Genomic DNA, 18,584 nt, shown 5'->3' on the forward strand with positions numbered 1-18,584 from the left:
ATTAAGGGTATTTCTCTAGAAAAAAGAAGGAATAAAAGCTTGTCCATTCCCATAAGAATGTTTTAGAGACAGTTAAGAAGGTCTTATTTCTATCTTATGGAGGCTTTATTCATGATTAAAATCAAACCTTTCATCGTACTAGGAGTCATTCTGTTTGTTATTACTTTACTTGTTCCTACCATCCTTGTTCTCCCCTCTATTCAGGATAAAAAGGAAGAGGTAAAGAGTCATATACCACCTGCAGAAAAGCCAGAGCCTGCTATTGAAGTAGCTGTATATCGTGAAAATAAACAAGAAGTAGAGAAATTAGACTTAGAAGAATATGTAGTTGGAGTTGTTGCATCAGAAATGCCAGCGAAATTTGAAAAAGAAGCATTAAAAGCACAAGCCTTAACAGCTAGAACATATATTGTAAAAAGAATGATGAATCAAGAGAAAACAAATCTGCCAGAGGGAGCTTTAGTTGGCGATACAATTAACTATCAAGTGTATAATAATCGCGATGAATTAAAGAAAATTTGGGAAAACGATGGGTTGGACTGGAAAAAGAATATGGCTAAGATAGAAGAGGCTGTAGCGGCTACAAAGGGGCAAATTTTAACGTATGAGGGTACTCCTATTGATGCCACCTTTTTTTCTACAAGCAACGGATACACGGAAAATTCAGATGATGTCTGGGCTAATTCGATCTCTTATTTACAAAGTGTGAAAAGCCCCTGGGATGTCAATTCGCCGAAATTTAAAGGGGAAGTGACCATACCAGTAAAGGACTTGGAGAAGAGCTTAGGCGTTACGCTGACAGCCGATAGGGAAGTATTAGAAGACGTTAAATATACAAAAGGAAAACGGATTGCAAGTGCCAAGATTAATGGAAAAAAAATATCAGGAACAGACATTAGAGAAAAGTTAAAATTAAAATCAACGGACTTTACAATGGAACGAAAGGGAAATACCGTTTATATTACTACAAAAGGATACGGTCACGGTGTCGGCATGAGCCAATATGGGGCAAACGGAATGGCCGCAAATGGGAAAAACTACAAGGAAATCGTAAAATACTATTATAAAGGGGTAGATGTAACAGCATCTGATGATATGCTAGCGAAATATACAGCCCAGAAATAAGAAAATCAGCCAAAGTAGCGGGAGAATCAGCCAAAGCGGCGGAGGAATCAGCCAAAGTAGCGGAGGAATCAGCCAAAGTAGCGGAGGAATCAGCCAAAGTAGCGGAGGAATCAGCCAAAGTAGCGGAGGAATCAGCCAAAGTAGCGGAGGAATCAGCCAAAGCAGCGGGAGAATCAGCCAAAGCGGCGGGAGAATCAGCCAAAGTGGCGGAGAATCAGCCAAAGTAGCGGAGGAATCAGCCAAAGCAGCGGAGGAATCAGCCAAAGTAGCGGAGGAATCAGCCAAAGCAGCGGGGAAATCAGCCAAAGGAGCTGGAGAATCAGCCAAAGCAGCGGAGGAATCAGCCAAAGTAGCGGAGGAATCAGCCAAAGTAGCGGAGGAATCAGCCAAAGCGGCGGAGAAATCAGCAAAAGTAGTGGGAGAATCAGCCAAAGCAGCGGAGAAATCAGCCAAAGTGGCGGGGAAATCAGCCAAAGTAGCGGAGGAATCAGCCAAAGTGGCGGGGAAATCAGCCAAAGTAGCGGAGGAATCAGCCAAAGTGGCGGGGAAATCAGCCAAAGCGGCGGAGAAATCAGCCAAAGCGGCGGAGGAATCAGCCAAAGCAGCGGAGGAATCAGCCAAAGCATTAATTACAGATTCATCTTACAGCTTAATCCCATAACTTCCCCACTTTAAAAAGCAAGTCTTCTTCAAAAAGGCTTGCTTTTTTGCGTTCTTCATTCAGCTAATAATTAAAATTTTCGTTTCTATGTATAAACTCTAGAACTTTGTCGAAAAATAAGTCCAAAAAATTTTTTTAGCATGTAGGTATATATTTATCATTATCTGTTCAGAATGATTGCTGAGGTGATGATAAAATGAGAGAGGAAGAAAACAAACGTACTTCTCCAAAGTCAAAAGTAAAAAGCTTTTTTAAAAAGCGTTGGGCATTTCCAGCCATTTATATCGCAAGTGCAGCTATTATTCTAACAGGTGTCCTTTGGTATCAAAATAGCGCATCAGAAACAGATAAGTATAAATATGATAACGCTGATATGCCAACAAAACAAACAGATGAACCTGCAGAACCAGTTGCAAAAGAATTTGAGAACTTTGCATGGCCAGTAGTTGATGAAGAGTCTTTCATTACACAAAAAGAGTTCTATGATAATACGGCTAGTAAAGAAAAACAAGCTGAATCCTTAGTATTCTACAATAATCAATATCAGCCAAACACAGGTATTGATTTGAAAATGGAAGATGACAGCGAATTTGAAGTAGTAGCTGCTCTAAGTGGAACCGTTACAAAAGTTGCGGAGGATTCTCTATTAGGGAATACAATTGAAATTGATCATGACAATGGGATTAAAACATATTATCAATCTGTGAAGGATTTCCAAGTGGAAGAAGGCGCTGAAGTCAAGAAAGGCCAACCATTAGCAACTGCTGGAAAAAGTAAGTTGAATCAAGAAGCAGGTGTTCATGTACACTTTGAAGTAAGAAAAGATAATGTAGCTGTGAACCCTATTGATTATTTTGGTAAACCGTTAAGTGCTTTACAAAGTGATGATACTTCTGGTGCTACTTCTGAAAACGGATCAGCAGTAGAAGAATCAAGCAATTCCGATGAAGAAATGCCGACAGATAACAATTTAAAAAATGGAACAAACGCTAATCAGGATGAAGATTCAGAAGGATCTACATCCACAGATCCGAACGCTTAATTACTAGAGGTTGCTATAAGTAGTTTTTACAAAGCATAAAATAATATTATGCGAGTGATAGCTGCTTTATGGCAACCTTTATGTATTCTCGAAAGAAGTATTTTATGGATGGGAAATGTCGAAAATAATAAGAAATAGAAAAAATTCTCATCTAGACATCTCTATTTATATCCTCGAATAGTCCACTAAAGGCAAGAAAAATAATGACTCAAAATATTAATAAGCAAAAAGTATTAGTATAATTTAACTATAAGTTAGAGACGCAAATGAAAAATTGTCACTTACGAGCGGAAAATGACAAATTTCTCGGGAAATATTTAACCTCCAAACAGTGAAAACGATAGATATTTCACCAAAAATAACAGATGTAAAACCGTACATCAGCAATTTCCTCTTTGCAAAATATAATTCCTATCAATTGTTTCACATAAGACTTAGCCATTTAATTCAAAAAAAACAAGTAAATATAGAAAAAAACAGATAAACCTTGTCCCTATTCATATTTTTCTGCATAAAGTCTTACCCAAGCTAATAAAATGTTACAAACCTTACAAAGCGGAAGTTTGGAGTGAGGGGTCGTTTGAAGACAGTGGATATGTAGTTGAGGACATGTTTAATCCCTATAACAACAGAAAGGTTTTAACTTTCTGCCGCATGAAGAAAAGTATTATGCAGGAAAGGAAACGTGCGGGATGAAGAATTTCGATGAAGCGAAAAGCGAGTCTCATTTCACACTTCTCACATCCAATTTAGGGAGGGCGAGTGGTGTGCACGATTACATCAAAGAGAGAACTATCAAGATTGGAAAGTATATCGTGGAGACGAGAAAAACGGTTCGCGTAATAGCGAAGGAGTTTGGCGTATCCAAAAGTACAGTCCATAAAGATTTAACAGAAAGACTTCCTGAAATTAACCCAGATTTAGCAAATGAAGTGAAAGAGATCCTTGATTATCATAAATCTATTCGACATCTACGCGGTGGGGAAGCAACAAAAATGAAGTATAAAAAGGAAGAGCTTGAAGGGGAAACTGTACAGTAAGAAATTCCAGGGTAATTCTTTATTATGACGACATTAATTATATAGAAAAAGTATCGATAGGAAGTTACCCTGGAAATATTTAAAACAGAAAGGGAAGTTTAGAAAAATGGAGTTTCAACAGTCTATCGGTGGAGGTGCCTCCATCGATAGAGAAAAAGAATGAGTATAAAAAGCAACTCATTTTGGAATGCTGATAAAGGGTACATAATAGCTTTAAGGACCTTGGAAGCAATGTCCTTTTTCTTTTTTGAAAAAAAGAGGATTATTTTGTGAAAAAAAACTCATTTTTTTTACAAAAAGTTACTTATTTCGTTATCTTATGATAAAATAAAAAATTAGAGTGGTTTAAATAGATAGAGAAAAAAACATACAAATTTTAACCTGAAAACATACATAATTCACTTTACAAAAGAATGAAAATGGTTGATTTAATATAGAGCGATAAGAAAGACATATTTAAGCGATGTAAATATTTAGTGGCATTTAAAAAGGTGCTATAACTGTGTGAATGAAAGGTATTCTTAGGAATGTTTTTCATTTAACTACATTTAATGAAACTTAAATATGAGGATGTCGTTACATATAGTGTGGAAGCCAGCTCTTTGTCTCTATAAGGAAAATGAAATTATAAAATGAACAAACGAAAAAAATGGAAAAGCTAAAGGCGAAGGAGGAGCATATATAATGTTTGCTAGAGATATTGGTATCGATTTAGGAACAGCAAATGTTCTCATTCATGTAAAAGGAAAAGGGATTGTATTAAATGAGCCTTCTGTTGTGGCATTAGATCGCAATACAGGCAGAGTATTAGCGGTAGGAGAAGAAGCTCGTCGTATGGTCGGACGTACGCCAGGAAATATTGTTGCTATTCGCCCATTAAAGGACGGTGTTATCGCTGATTTTGATGTAACAGAAGCGATGCTAAAGCATTTCATTAATAAATTGAACGTAAAAGGATTTCTTTCAAAGCCAAGAATTCTTATTTGTTGTCCTACAAATATTACTAGTGTGGAACAAAAAGCAATTAAAGAAGCAGCGGAAAAAAGCGGTGGAAAGAAAATCTATTTAGAAGAAGAACCAAAGGTTGCAGCGATCGGTGCAGGAATGGATATTTTCCAACCAAGTGGAAATATGGTTGTTGATATTGGTGGCGGTACTACAGATGTAGCAGTGTTATCAATGGGTGATATCGTTACTTCTTCTAGTATTAAAATGGCTGGAGATAAATTTGATAATGAAATTCTACAATATATTAAACGAAGATATAAGCTGTTAATTGGAGAACGGACGGCAGAGAATATAAAAATTAATATTGGAACTGTTTTTCCAGGTTCTCGAAAAGAAGAAATGGATATTCGCGGTCGTGACATGGTTTCTGGTCTTCCAAGAACCATTACGGTACATTCAGAGGAAATTGAGCAAGCATTAAGAGAGTCCGTATCTATTATTGTACAAGCTGCTAAAAGTGTCTTAGAAAGAACACCGCCTGAGCTTTCTGCTGATATCATTGATCGTGGAGTTATCTTAACTGGTGGTGGAGCATTGCTGCACGGGATTGACTTACTATTAGCGGATGAGTTGAAGGTTCCCGTATTAGTAGCTGAAAATCCAATGGATTGTGTAGCAATCGGGACAGGAATAATGTTAGATAATATTGATCGTCTTCCCAAAAGAAAATTAGGCTAAAAAATGGGGGGTGCATAAACAAGTGAAAAATACTTGTTTATGCATAGGAAAATGAAATCTATTTAGTTCATACCCGTTTGAATAAGTCTTAAACATAAAAAATCGGAATGGAAAAATTTCTTTTTCTTTTTCCGATTTTTTATTTTGCCATTTCTGTTTTTCTCAGTGGCGATAAGATTCTTCCTCCTTTATCTTCCAGTAGATTGTTCTTGTGAATAGCCGATATAATAAATGATAAATATAATGAACATTTTTAGACTTTTTTCAACAAAATTTAATGTAATCTTTTGATATTTTTTTTATAATAGAATATATATGCTTGAATCGAAATCTTTGTATAGATAGGAGACAGTTATGTTTAAAGGGTTCTATACAGCAGCTTCTGGTATGCTTGCTCAGCAACGCAAAACCGAAATGCTTTCTAATAATATGGCCAATAGTACGACACCGGGTTTTAAGGCAGACAAATCATCCATGAGAGCTTTTCCTGAATTATTACAGCAAAGTGTTAGGAAAAATGCGGTTGGTGCGATAGAAAAGCAGCAAGTAGGCTATTTAGCAACAGGAGTCTATATGCAAGAAGCAATACCGAAGTTTACTCAGGGTGATCTTAATCAAACAGGATTAAAGACAGATTTAGCGATCTTAAACGCGAATGTTCCAGGGAATGGAACAAATGCTGGCGGCGGATTATTTTTTACAGTACAAAATGATAATGGAGTTGCCTATTCAAGAAACGGAAATTTTACATTAGATGGCCAAGGGTATTTAACTACTTCTAGTGGTGCTTACGTTTTAGATGAAAATAACGAACGAATTCAGCTTACAAGCACGGATTTTTCTGTTACATCTGATGGAGTGCTTACAAGTAGTAATGGAGAAGCGTATCGTCTTGGAATAAGTTATACAGATTCACCAGAACAACTCGTAAAAGAGGGTGATGGTTTGTATCGAGCACAAGATGGAGCCACTTTACAAAGTGCATATGCAAATAACCAAGTTACCTTTCAAATCAATCAAGGCTTTTTAGAGAATTCTAATGTTGATACAGCGCAGACAATGACAGATATGATGACTGCTTATCGAGCATTTGAAGCTAATCAGAAAATATTGCAGGCTTATGATAAGAGTATGGATCAAGCCGCAAATGAAATTGGTAAGCTATAAGAATGATTTAGATAGTAGTAAAGGGGGGAATCGCTATGAATAGAACGATGATAACGGCTAGTAATACTTTAACACAGCTGCAAAAGCAAATGGATCTTATTAGTAATAATATGGCTAATGTAGATACTACAGGCTATAAAAGACAAAATGGGACGTTTACAGATATGCTTTATCAGCAATTTAATAATCAAAAGGATGAAACACAAGAAGTCAACCGTCAGACGCCAAACGGAATTAGGCAAGGCGTAGGCGCTAAAATGGCTCAAACACAATTAGTGATGACACAAGGAACGATTAAAGCAACTGATCGCGTTTTAGATACAGCACTGACGAAAGAAGGACAATTATACAGAGTATTGGTGCAAGACGGAGGAACTTCCGAAATGCGTTATACGAGAGATGGAGCGATGTATTTATCACCTGTATCTAATAATGAGAACATGCTGGTTACGAAAGAAGGCCATGCTATCCTTGATGAGAATAATAACCCAATTTTATTAAATAATAATGTTAAAGAATATGCTTTTTCGCCAACCGGATCTTTAACAGTTAAATTGGATAATGGCGGTCAGGAAACCTTTAATCTTGGCATATCGTATGCTAATAATCCACAAAGCCTTGAAAAAACAGGGGAGAACTTATATCGACTCTCTGACACTGCTGATGAAAATCAAGTGATGGTTGATTTGAATGGCGGCAGAAGAAATGAAATCGCAATGAAACAGAATGCATTAGAACAATCTAATGTGGATATAAGCAAAGAAATGGTCAATCTGATTGCTACACAGCGCTCCTATCAATTTCAGTCCAGATCCATCTCTTTAGCAGATCAGATGATGGGATTAGTGAATGGAATACGTTAAAAAGGAGAAAAGTGATGGCATTAAATAGCAGTAGTCAAGAAATGGTTAAGACAAGAGAACAGGTTAAAGAAGATCAAAAAGAGAAGAATAATCCAGAAGAGAAAACTTCTCCTAAGCAGAAGATTAGAGTTCGTCTGTTTCCTATATGGCTACGTATTGTTGTCATTCTTTTAGTACTGGCTGTAAGTGTTCTAGCTGGAGCCGTTGTCGGTTATAGTGTTATGGGAAACGGAAAAGCAACGGATACCTTTAAAAAAGAAACCTGGACGCATATTGTCAATTTAATAAATGAAGAGTAATTAAGAGAGGAATTTGTAAAAATAATTACAGATTCCTTTTTTGGTGATGTGCTGGAATGATCAAGTTAATGTAATAACTGTTCAGGATGTTAGCTAAAATAACTATTTTGAAAAACATCTTAAAAAAGGAAGGGATATCCCTTCCTTTTTCATAGCTTTTTTTAGTACAATATAATATAACCACATATTAGTAGGAGGTCACAAAATGTTAGATATTAATCAAATTAAAGAAATTATTCCGCATCGATATCCATTTTTATTAGTAGATAGAATTTTAGAAGTGGAAGAAGGTAAAAAAGCTGTAGGAATCAAAAATGTATCGGCAAATGAAGAATATTTTAATGGTCATTTCCCTGAATACCCAGTTATGCCAGGTGTATTAATTGTAGAAGCTTTAGCACAAGTAGGAGCGGTTGCCATGTTGATCAAGGAAGAGAATAAAGGAAGATTAGCTTTCTTTGCTGGAGTGGATAACTGTCGCTTTAAAAAGCAAGTGTTTCCTGGGGATCAGCTGCGATTAGAAGTAGAAATGACGAGATTACGTGGCAACTTTGGAAAGGGAAAATGTGTAGCCACTGTTGATGGAGAAATTGCATGTGAAGCAGAAATTATGTTTGCTCTTGGAGATAAGAAAGAAGCATAAAAAGGTAGAAAGAAGAGGTGTCTGTATAACGAGGAGCTTCTTCTTTTTTTCATTCAAACATTGTTTATTATTGGAATTGAATATTAAGGCGTAATAATTTTCTTTTCTTGGATAACCTAATAACTGACCAAATAATTGGTCATGAATGATACTTATCAAGAAAAGGGGTATAACGAATGACTAAATGGATGAAGTTATTAGGAGTTTCAGCATTATCTGCTATGCTGTTAACTGCTTGTGGTAACAATGATGATAATCAAAGTCCTCCACCGGATGATGATACCACAGTCGAAGATAAAGATCTAGATACGAATGACGTTGTTCCAGACAGAGGTACTGATTTGGATAATGACAACGAATCAGATGTACCAGATGAAAATAGAGATGATGATCTAGATCCAACAAAGGATGATAATGATCCTGGTGAAGACATGATCGAAGATAAAGATGATATGAATGACAAAGACGATTTAGATCGATAAAAAGTCTATTTGTTCAGAATCTCAAGGTTATTTTGGACCTTGAGATTCGTCTATTCTATAACCTACAACTTCTTCTCCAAAAACGTTTGTGGTTTACTTTGCATTAGCTCAGTAAATTTATTCGATAGCTTTTTCCCTTCATAGCCTTCTTCGATTAGATATTGGAGCAATAGCTCTGCATAGTCTTTTCTGTCTCTTTTTAATGTTCCTTCTAATAGAATGCTTGCTTTATCGCCAAAATTTTGGATAGAAAGAATGGTTACTTCAAAAGGAGCGGGATCATTTTCTTTTTTTGAAATAACAGCTTGAACAAGCAACTCTTCCTTCTTCTGAAATGCTTTATCAAGAAAAGCAATAGCAGCTAATTCTGTATAAACTTCAATTAGCCAATGATTAAAATCATCTTCTTTATTTATAATCAATCCATCAATCAATTTAATCGGTATTAGCTTTTCCTTCGTCAGGATCTGTAAGGAAATTAATTTAAACGTTTTCACAATAATCCCTCCCCAGGCAAATTCTTCATTTCTTTTATTATACCTTACCTTCATGAATTATCTAAGCTCTCGAATGCTCTGATTGAAAAATAAGTGAATATAATTTTATTTCGTATAGTACAAAAATGTTTTCCCTGCTCCATCTGAAAACAATCTCTTTAAAAATTATATTAATAAAAGTTTGTTTAATATTGTTCACTATTTATTCGACCATTCTTTCTGAAATGAAAGTGTTTTATCATTTTGCTAACATTTCCTTCTTAAAAGTAGCTTCTATTACAGCTGTACCACTATTTTCTATAAGGTGATTATATCCTGAAATTGGCAGAAAAGCAGAATAACGTCAACTCTTGCCGAAAAAAGAATAAAAATGCGATATTAACTGACTAAATTACTAGCATATCAAGCAAGAGACAGTACTTTCGTCCCTTAAAAAATATAAGAATATTATGATATTTTTATATAGTTCGATATATTCCGAAAATAAAGAAGGATTAGAGGGGAGTTTTAACGTGAAACTTAGAAAAGTATTTTTTCTAGTTATTATGCTCTTTATGCTATTTTCCAATAGTGTATTGGCAGCAACTGTACCTGATAAGGAAATAAGTAAAAAAGGAGAAGAAAACAAGCAAAATATCCAAACCATAAAGGCGGACGAGCTAGAGACTGCTTATAAAAAAACCGATACGGTCCGGGTAGTGGTAGAGATGAACACGGAGCCGACGGTGCAATATGCTCAAGCACAGGCAAAGCAAGTAAAAGAATTGCCTAAATCAACAAAAGAAAAATTAAAGAGTGAGAAGTTAGCAGAGCAGAAAACAGTAAAAGAAAAAGTAAAAGCAAAAAAAGTAAAATTTAAGGAATTAGAGAATTTCACCACTATTTTTAATGGTTTTAGTGGAGAAATGAAGTACGGGGATATTGAAAAAATCGAAGAACTTCCAGAGGTAGCAAAAGTACATATTGCCACAGCTTATGAAAGACCAGAAGAAGAAGCAGACATGATATATAGTAAAGAACTTGTACAAGCTCAAGATGCTTGGCGAGATTATGGTTTTAAAGGGGAAGGAATGATTGTTGGTGTAATTGATACCGGCATTGACCCGAATCATAAGGACATGGTGCTTTCTGATGAAACAGAAGAGGAATTAAGCAAAGCAGAAATTGCCCAATTTAAAAAGGAAAATGGGCTGCAAGGCAAATTTTATAGCGAAAAGGTTCCATACGGATATAACTATATGGATGAAAATGATATTATCCAAGATATCGCTGAAGGGGCAAGCATGCATGGGATGCACGTCGCAGGTACTGTTGGCGCAAATGGCGATGAAGACAATAATGGGATTAAAGGAGTTGCGCCAGAGGCACAGCTTTTAGCCTTAAAGGTTTTCGGAAATGATCCAACTGTTTCTACTACTTGGGGAGATATTTATATTAAAGCTATTGATGATGCGATCGTATTAGGTGCAGATGTCCTTAACATGAGTTTAGGATCTCCAGCAGGCTTTGTTGCGGCTGATGCACCAGAGCAGCAAGCTGTAGAGCGTGCTGTGGAAAATGGAATAATGATGTCTATTTCGGCTGGAAACTCCGCCCACTTTGGAAATGGCTTTGCCAATCCATCTAGCTCTAATCCTGATATTGGCGTATCTGGTTCACCAGGTGTCGCCTATGATAGTTTACAAGTTGCATCTATTGAAAATAGTTTTATAGATATTGATGCACTTTCCTATCAATATGATGGTCAAACGGAACAAGCTGGATTCCTGTCAGCAAGCAGTGTTCATCCGAATTCAGTTGCGGAAAAAACATTTAAAATTGTTTATGCTGGATTAGGAACACCAGAGGAATTAGCCGCAGTTGATGTGAAGGATAACTATGCGCTCATCCAAAGAGGCGAAATCGGCTTCGTGGATAAAGCAATCAATGCACAGAAGGCAGGGGCAGCTGGTGTAATTATTTATAATAATACAGATGGCTTTGTTAGCATGGCAACAGATGCAAGCATTAAGATTCCTCAACTATTCTTATTAAAAACAGATGGGGATAAATTAGCAGCAGCTCTTCAAAGTGGTGAAAATATCTCGATTACATTTGATGGAAAAAAAATAACTTCCGCTAATCCAGAAGCAGGAAAAATGAGTAGCTTTTCCTCATGGGGCCTAACGAATAACTTAGATTTTAAACCAGAAATCACAGCGCCAGGCGGCCAAATCTATTCTACTTTAGAAAATAATCAATATGGGATGAAGAGTGGAACGTCGATGGCAGCCCCACATGTTTCAGGAGGTTCTGCCCTCGTATTAGAACGTGTAGATAATGAATTCGATGTATCAGGCTTTGATCGAGTAAACATTGCCAAAAATCTTTTAATGAACACTGCTAAACCGGTGACAGATATTGGAACAGTAAACAGTGCATTTGACTGGGAAGTACCATATTCTCCACGCCGTCAAGGAGCTGGATTAATGCAGCTGCATGCAGCGTTACAATCACCTGTAATTGTAACGGAGAAGAAGACGAAAGAAGGGAAAGTAGCCTTAAAAGAAGTAGGAAACACCTTTACTTTTACTCTAGAAGCGAAAAATTATAGTGATAAGAAGGTTAAGTATGATGTGGCTGCAAATATTCAAACAGACTTTGCAGCTTACGGAGAGCTAGGCTATACTGCTGACCTATTAGAAGCACAGAAGATTTTGGATGCAAAGATAAAAGTAAATGATAAGGATGGAACAACGATCAGCATTCCTGCCAATAAAAGCAAAAAAATTAAAGTATCTGTTGATTTAACAAATGCAAAAGTAATTGATCCTTCTCAAACAGGCAGTTGGGAAACGCCTGTAGCGATTGATCGCGTATTTGAAAACGGCTATTTTGTGGAAGGGTATGTAACATTAACAGATCCACAGGAAAAAAATGCAACATTAACCGTGCCATATGTTGGCTTTAAAGGTGACTGGAACAAAGCCCCAATTTTAGATGGGATGAAATATGATGAAACATCTTTCTATGGTATGGCTGGAGCGGTGACAAAAGAAGGAGAAGACTTCCTATACCTTGGATATGATCCGATTACAAGTAAGTTTATAAAAGAAGGAATTGCTATTTCTCCAAATAATGATGGAGTCCAAGAAGAAATTATTCCGATTCTATCATTTTTAAGAAATGCAAAGAAAGTTCAATTCTCCATTGTTGATAGTAAGGGAAAAACCGTAAGAACATTACGTACACAAGAAGAAATTAGAAAGAATTTCTATGATGGCGGCAAAGGAACAAAATATGTTCTTGATTCCAATTGGGCTTGGGATGGAAAAGTGAATGGAAAGCTAGTGGAAGGGCAATATTTCTACCGCGTTAGTGCAACTCTTGACTATAAAGGTGCAAAGCCACAGATAGTAGATATTCCAGTTATTGTTGATACAGTAAGTCCAACAGTTGAAGTGGATTTAGCAGAAGGTAATAAAGTATTGGAAATTGCTGCATCTGATGATGAAAATGGCTCTGGCATCTCTTATTTAGATATTTTAGTAGATGGAAAATCGGTTGTAACTACTCCAGTCAGCGGTGAAATAACTGAATTTACTTTGCCGAATGAAGTAAAAACAGGTACATCTGTAACAGTTGTTGCATATGATTATGCTGGCAATAAACAGGAAGCAAATGTGGTTGCAGAAGAAGAGAAGAAGGATACAACAATTCCTGTAATCTCTTTAACGACTCCAGAAGCTTTAGAGGTGTATGGAGAAAAGGAAGTAGCGTTTAGTGGAACAATCAAGGATGATTCGGACCTTAAAGAATTTACGATTGGCGGACAAAAAGTAGATGCTGATTATAATAAGGAGAAAGAAGAATATACCTTTAATACAGTTATTCCTTATGAAAATGGCGTGCATTCTGTTGAAATCAAAGCAACAGACAGTGCTGATAATACAGCAGTCTTTAAACGAAGCTTTATCGTTGATGCAGAGGCGCCCGTCATCTCTTTCAAAGGGCTTTCTGGCAATCGAATTGTAAATAGCAATGGCAAAAATCCAACTGTGCATGTAACAGTAAAGGATAATTTTGATGATATTCAATTAGCTCTAAATGGAAGTGAGCTTTACTATCAGACATTTAAAGAGCCGTATGCTATGAGAAGTCTAGAAAAAACAGTCAAGAAAGTGGAATTAGACTTAGAAAATGGCTTAAATGAATTTGAATTCACAGCAACCGATTTAGCTGGCCATAAAACAACGAAAACTGTTTATTTCTATAAGATGACTAAACAAGAAAAACGAAAAGATATTAAAGTTCCAGAGGATAAATAAACAAACAGATCTATAAAAGAAGACGAGTAACGGGTTGGGACATAAATAGTTCAATCAAAGATAAACCCCGCCAAGGATACCGAGTAAATTGTATCCTTGGTGGGGTTTTTATTCATGTCTTCTGTCATTATCCATTTGGTTGTGCTCTGCTTGCACCCTATAAGGCTGCTGGGTTTTCATTCAATGACACCAAATCCTTTAATTCATCTGTTGTTAACTCTGTCATCCAATTTTCGTTTTGGATAATTTGGTCATTTAGTGATTGTTTCTTTTCCAGCATCGCATCAATTTTTTCCTCTAATGTTCCTGTACAAATAAGCTTATGAACATGAACAAAACGAGTCTGGCCAATGCGGTATGCACGATCTGTCGCCTGATTTTCTACAGCAGGATTCCACCAGCGATCATAATGAATAACATGGTTGGCAGCTGTTAAATTTAATCCTGTTCCCCCAGCTTTTAAGGAAAGGAGGAAAATCGGAAATTCTCCAGCTTGAAATTGCTCAATTAAGCGATCACGTTGTTGCTTGGACATACTACCATTTAAGAATGGAACGTCGATGCTGAACTTTTTCTTCATCATTTCCTGAATCATATGTCCCATTTCAATATATTGTGTGAAAATAAGGCAGCTTTCACCTCTCTCTAAAATGGTATCGGTCAGTTCTGCCAATTTCTCCATTTTTACTGATCGATCAATTAGGCTAGTAGGTGCTTGCTCTTTTAAATAAAGGGCAGGATGATTGCAGAGCTGCTTCAATTTGCTTAACATCTGCAAGACAAGGCCTTTCCGCTCAAATCCAGAGAGCTGCTCAATTTGGACAAATGTATCGGTAACTAATTGTTCATACAAGGCAGCCTGCTCCGTTGTTAAAGGACAATATTCCTTTTGCTCCAGTTTATCAGGGAGATTTAAGGCCACCTCTTCATCCTTTTTCGTTCTTCTTAACAAGAATGGACGAATAAGTGTCTGCAATTGCTGGATTTGTTCGGTTTTATTTTCCTTTTCAATCGGAATGACAAAGCGCTTTTGAAATTGTCCGAGACTACCTAAATAACCGTGATTGGTAAAATCAAAAATAGACCAAAGCTCATTGAGACGATTTTCCATCGGTGTTCCAGAGAGTGCAATATAATGTGCTCCCTTTAATTTTCTCACAGCTCTTGATTGCTTTGTCTGCGCATTCTTGATATTTTGTGCTTCATCAATTGCAATGGTACTCCATGTGAGCTCTTCGAAGTTTTGCTTATCGATATGTGTTAATCCATAAGAGGTTAAGACTACATCTGATTCGTGTGCTCTTTTAGAAAAGGCCTCATCCTTTAAGCGATTAGCTCCATAATGGAGATATACATTTAAATCAGGTGCGAATCGCTCTAACTCTTTTTGCCAGTTGCCGAGGACAGAAGTAGGACAAATGATAAGAGCAGGAGTCGTTAGTTCCGCTTCTATTTCTTTCACTTTTAATAAATAAGAAATAAGCTGAACTGTTTTTCCTAGTCCCATATCGTCTGCTAAAATGGCGCCAAAACCATACTTTCTTAAGAAGAGAAGCCAGCTCATTCCAAGTACTTGATATGCACGCAAATCGCCTAAAAAGCTGTGCGGAACGTCTTCTAATGGTAGATTCTTTACTTCTTTTAATTGATGAATCATCGTTCGCCATTGTCTATTTAGTTCGATTTGGATTTTGGCAAATGTTTTCGGATTCTCTAGCTCATCATTCTGCTGTTCTTCTGCTTGCATTAACTCTTGTTCAATAATATCGCGGACATGTAAACCTTCTTTTTCAGCTTTTTTCATTAAATCTTGAATTTGGCGAATAAAAGCAGGATCTAATTTAATCCAACGGCCTTTAATAAAGACAAGACGGCGTTTTTCCTCCACTAATTTATTGAATTCATCTTCAGAGAGGGTGACGCCATTCATAGAAAAGCGCCAATTATAGTCCAGCATTGCCTGCAGGCCGACAAAGGATGGACGATGACTTGCACTCGAAACCTTTGCTTTCACTTTCAAATTGGCTGACTTCATTGCTTGCCACCAAGAAGGAAGAAGAATATCCACTCCAAGGGCAAGGAATGTTTCACTAGCTTCTGATAAGAAAAGCCAAGCTTCTTCTTCTGTTAATTGATTGGTTATCCCGCTTTTTCCTTTTAACCATGGGAAAAGCAGGAGCCAGCGCTGTTGTTCCTCCTCTATATAGGAGGTATAGTTTAACCACTTCTTCGGCATATTACTTTCATCATGTATATCCACAACGAGATCAGGATTTTCCTTTGAACGTAAAAATAAGTCCAAATCCCAAGTTGTATCGATTTCAGTTGGTTCTTCCAGACGGATTCCTAATGTGAATGGATAGTCTGTTTCTTTTAACCCCATCCATTCCTGCCATTTATCTTCAGTGAAATAAGCAGCCAGCTGCTCGGATGGAATATTTGCATTCTTTAATGTTTGGATTTGTTCATGGAAATTTTGTTTTGTCTCTTGATGGTCTTCTAAATAATGATTGAGCGAATGCTGGAACCACTGCTGGATAAAATCTCTATTTGTTTGACCTGCCAACTCATCGTGAAGTTCCATTTCCCAAAAGCTCGGATCGAATTCGTCCATGACACGATTGGGAAGGGACCATTGGAAATTCCCAGCCTCCCATTGGCTGAAATCCGGTATCCATTCTTTATGTTTAATAGCTTCCAAAATACTTGGAGCAGCAGCCAGACAAACCTGTGCAGTATCATTCCAATCCCAATCTACATAACGATTGAACCCTTCAGTAGCAAGCAAAGTCACCAACTGCCAGCCACTTAATAATACGCCTTCTATTTCATCAATTGTTACAGTATCTAGGATAGTTCCATAATAGCTCTCTTGATGCTGCTGAAAAAGAAGTTTTTTCCAATAATTAGGATATAGATAACGATTCTCTATTTCTCCTGTTAAAAAAAATCCTCTATTGTCATAGTAATGAACATTTATTTTTAGATAGTTAGTTTTCAGCATGGATTAACTTTCCCTTTCTACATTCTTCATGAAAGGCTCTTAATCGTTTCGTACGTTCTAAGATAACCAATAAGAATTGCTCGAATTCGGTTTGTTTTTTCAGCTTTTTATAAAGGGTACGCAGTTTTTTTAATTGGCGGACAGCGATTCGATAATGCTCTCTATTTTTCCCTTCGATATGTTCTTGAATCGAACGATGATATAAGGAAAGCAATAATGATTGATCATATTCCTGCAGCGTTTTTATTTGTTCTTTGTGAAGATGATCTAGTCCATATCCCATCATGGTAAACAGATCCATCCATTTATCAAATTGTTTCTTCTCATACAGAAAATCCTCGTATTTGCGGTAGCTATATGGAAGTGTATGAATATAGGCTTTTTCAAGCAAGTCTTCTTTATTCATAGCTAGGCAGTAAGGAAGAATTGCTCGGATTGCCATCTGTGTAAATTCGTAACAATAATCGTCATCATCATCTGTACATATATAATTTTTCAGCTCTTGAATAAATGCTGGTATATATAAATCCATTCTTTTCCAAGATTTGCGACTCGATAAATAATCAATCCAATAAAGCATGTACGAGGTCACTTGTGTATCGAGTGATTGAATGATTTTAAGGGCATTCTCATCCTTTTGAAGTAGGATTTCAAGATGAATGATGGCAATTTTTTCGGAAAAGCTTGGCTTGGTGCTCGCTGATAATTGTGCCAATTCATCCTGTCTCCATCTTTTCGTGGCAAAAAGATCTGTCCACATTAAGCGATAAAGCTGAATACATTCAAATGCTAATATTGGCTGGATGGTAAGAATGGTTCTAATATCACCCTTTAGACTAATTAAAAAATTATCAAACGCAAATGGAAAGGTAAAGTTCGATAATTTATAGAGGTTATCCTCGATGCTATTCATTAAATCATGAAAAAGATGTCGATAATAGCGATTGATTGTTTGTGTATTATGATCTAATTTTTTACTAAGTATTAATAATTGCTTGAAAGTAAATACATGGGCGATGACTAAATACAGGAGCTTCCACTCTGTTTGGAGAGGAGTAGCTGCTTTTATTTTTCGTATATAAATATAATACGTTTCTGCAATCATATATGGTTTAGTATGATTCGTCTCTATAAGGGATTGAAAGCTCTTTTCAAATGTTTCAATCCAATCTGTATAATTTGGCTCTTTGTCTTCTTTTTCCTTCAGTAAATCACTTGCTCGCATAATACCGAGATTTTTCAACATTTCTGCATTCTCAATGGGTTTACGCCAATTTTCCAACCAAGTGGACACTTTCCCAACTTGTGCGAGTAAATAGAAAAATAGAGCGAGCTGATGGCGACAAAATCCTTCAGCGTGACAAGTACAAGAGCTCTGTTGAACATAATCCAAATCTAAAGTGGCCCTTACAGGCGTCACATCTTGGATCATTCCCGTCACCAATTCATTGGAGAACTTGACCTGATAGACAAAGCTTTGTCTGTACAGAAGAAGTCCCTTTTCCACAATTTTTTTCATTTGGGGATCATTTGCATCCAATAAATCCATTAAGTTTTCTGCACAAAAATTCACTGGCTCCAAATACTTTTCTAGAAGCATAATGTATCCCTCCCATATTGGTAAATCGATTAATTTTGCTTAAAGATGTGCTCTAAAATGTAGAGGCACCAAAAAAGTCCATTCTTTAATTATAACGCTTTTTGAATGGAGATGGTAGGGGACAGAAGAAGAGAAGTAAGAGAGCGCAATTGGATTACTAGTTTTGAA

General features: G+C 36.6%; 14 protein-coding genes. 11 read left to right on the plus strand and 3 right to left on the minus strand.

What is annotated here, in order from left to right; genetic code table 11:
* The first annotated feature begins 111 nt into the window (after window positions 1-111).
* The 10 genes from spoIID (at window position 112) to NiCM35_RS14505 (ending at window position 9,008) form a co-directional block, all read left to right on the plus strand.
* The gene (spoIID, locus tag NiCM35_RS14460) at window positions 112-1,125 is read left to right on the plus strand and encodes a stage II sporulation protein D (RefSeq protein ID WP_095329594.1); all 1,014 of its coding nucleotides are present in this window, start codon (window positions 112-114) and stop codon (window positions 1,123-1,125) included.
* A gap of 415 nt (window positions 1,126-1,540) precedes the next feature.
* Window positions 1,541-1,786, plus strand: coding sequence for a hypothetical protein (locus NiCM35_RS14465; RefSeq protein ID WP_433779872.1), 246 nt, complete (start codon window positions 1,541-1,543; stop codon window positions 1,784-1,786).
* A 196-nt stretch (window positions 1,787-1,982) separates the two neighbouring features.
* Window positions 1,983-2,828, plus strand: a complete 846-nt coding sequence (gene spoIIQ, locus NiCM35_RS14470) for a stage II sporulation protein SpoIIQ (protein ID WP_095329596.1) — start codon at window positions 1,983-1,985, stop codon at window positions 2,826-2,828.
* 767 nt (window positions 2,829-3,595) lie between these two features.
* Window positions 3,596-3,868 carry a sporulation transcriptional regulator SpoIIID gene (gene spoIIID / locus NiCM35_RS14475; RefSeq protein ID WP_016204804.1) on the plus strand — a complete coding sequence of 91 codons (273 nt, stop codon included), beginning with the start codon at window positions 3,596-3,598 and terminating at the stop codon, window positions 3,866-3,868.
* Between the two features lie 684 nt (window positions 3,869-4,552).
* Entirely contained in the window at window positions 4,553-5,554 is a 1,002-nt protein-coding gene (locus NiCM35_RS14480) for a rod shape-determining protein (protein WP_095329597.1), read from the plus strand.
* Window positions 5,555-5,908: 354 nt separating this feature from the next.
* A complete protein-coding gene (locus tag NiCM35_RS14485) occupies window positions 5,909-6,721 on the plus strand; it encodes a flagellar hook-basal body protein (RefSeq protein WP_095329598.1) in 813 nt (270 codons plus the stop codon).
* Between the two features lie 35 nt (window positions 6,722-6,756).
* Window positions 6,757-7,584, plus strand: a complete 828-nt coding sequence (locus NiCM35_RS14490; RefSeq protein ID WP_123258485.1) for a flagellar hook-basal body protein — start codon at window positions 6,757-6,759, stop codon at window positions 7,582-7,584.
* A 14-nt stretch (window positions 7,585-7,598) separates the two neighbouring features.
* Window positions 7,599-7,883, plus strand: coding sequence for a DNA-directed RNA polymerase subunit beta (locus NiCM35_RS14495; protein WP_095329600.1), 285 nt, complete (start codon window positions 7,599-7,601; stop codon window positions 7,881-7,883).
* 205 nt (window positions 7,884-8,088) lie between these two features.
* Window positions 8,089-8,526, plus strand: a complete 438-nt coding sequence (gene fabZ / locus NiCM35_RS14500) for a 3-hydroxyacyl-ACP dehydratase FabZ (RefSeq protein ID WP_047942697.1) — start codon at window positions 8,089-8,091, stop codon at window positions 8,524-8,526.
* A gap of 176 nt (window positions 8,527-8,702) precedes the next feature.
* Window positions 8,703-9,008, plus strand: a complete 306-nt coding sequence (locus NiCM35_RS14505; protein WP_095329601.1) for a hypothetical protein — start codon at window positions 8,703-8,705, stop codon at window positions 9,006-9,008.
* A gap of 62 nt (window positions 9,009-9,070) precedes the next feature.
* Here NiCM35_RS14505 and NiCM35_RS14510 read toward each other — a convergent pair whose 3' ends face one another.
* The gene (locus NiCM35_RS14510; RefSeq protein ID WP_433779876.1) at window positions 9,071-9,505 is read right to left on the minus strand and encodes a YwpF family protein; all 435 of its coding nucleotides are present in this window, start codon (window positions 9,503-9,505) and stop codon (window positions 9,071-9,073) included.
* A 512-nt stretch (window positions 9,506-10,017) separates the two neighbouring features.
* Here NiCM35_RS14510 and NiCM35_RS14515 point away from each other — a divergent pair.
* Entirely contained in the window at window positions 10,018-13,812 is a 3,795-nt protein-coding gene (locus tag NiCM35_RS14515) for a S8 family serine peptidase (protein ID WP_433779878.1), read from the plus strand.
* A 157-nt stretch (window positions 13,813-13,969) separates the two neighbouring features.
* Here the strand turns inward: NiCM35_RS14515 and NiCM35_RS14520 are convergent, their stop codons facing one another.
* Together NiCM35_RS14520 and NiCM35_RS14525 are read right to left on the minus strand one after the other, a co-directional pair.
* Window positions 13,970-16,816: a DEAD/DEAH box helicase gene (locus NiCM35_RS14520; protein WP_095329602.1), complete on the minus strand. Its 2,847-nt coding sequence runs from the start codon at window positions 16,814-16,816 to the stop codon at window positions 13,970-13,972.
* Window positions 16,803-18,416 (minus strand): SWIM zinc finger family protein, encoded by a 1,614-nt coding sequence (locus NiCM35_RS14525; RefSeq protein WP_095329603.1) that lies wholly within the window; start codon window positions 18,414-18,416, stop codon window positions 16,803-16,805. Before NiCM35_RS14525 ends, NiCM35_RS14520 begins: the two co-directional genes overlap by 14 nt.
* Window positions 18,417-18,584: the final 168 nt, after the last annotated feature.

The sequence above is a fragment of the Niallia sp. M35 genome (assembly GCF_050971705.1).
In the GTDB taxonomy this organism is placed as follows: domain Bacteria; phylum Bacillota; class Bacilli; order Bacillales; family Cytobacillaceae; genus Niallia; species Niallia circulans_A.

Coding starts and splice junctions, on each gene's coding strand:
- spoIID (WP_095329594.1), top strand. CDS start 112: ATGATTAAAATCAAACCTTTCATCGTACTAGGAGTCATTCTGTTTGTT.
- spoIIQ (WP_095329596.1), top strand. CDS start 1,983: ATGAGAGAGGAAGAAAACAAACGTACTTCTCCAAAGTCAAAAGTAAAA.
- NiCM35_RS14480 (WP_095329597.1), top strand. CDS start 4,553: ATGTTTGCTAGAGATATTGGTATCGATTTAGGAACAGCAAATGTTCTC.
- NiCM35_RS14485 (WP_095329598.1), top strand. CDS start 5,909: ATGTTTAAAGGGTTCTATACAGCAGCTTCTGGTATGCTTGCTCAGCAA.
- NiCM35_RS14490 (WP_123258485.1), top strand. CDS start 6,757: ATGAATAGAACGATGATAACGGCTAGTAATACTTTAACACAGCTGCAA.
- NiCM35_RS14495 (WP_095329600.1), top strand. CDS start 7,599: ATGGCATTAAATAGCAGTAGTCAAGAAATGGTTAAGACAAGAGAACAG.
- fabZ (WP_047942697.1), top strand. CDS start 8,089: ATGTTAGATATTAATCAAATTAAAGAAATTATTCCGCATCGATATCCA.
- NiCM35_RS14505 (WP_095329601.1), top strand. CDS start 8,703: ATGACTAAATGGATGAAGTTATTAGGAGTTTCAGCATTATCTGCTATG.
- NiCM35_RS14520 (WP_095329602.1), bottom strand. CDS start 16,816: ATGCTGAAAACTAACTATCTAAAAATAAATGTTCATTACTATGACAAT.
- NiCM35_RS14525 (WP_095329603.1), bottom strand. CDS start 18,416: ATGCTTCTAGAAAAGTATTTGGAGCCAGTGAATTTTTGTGCAGAAAAC.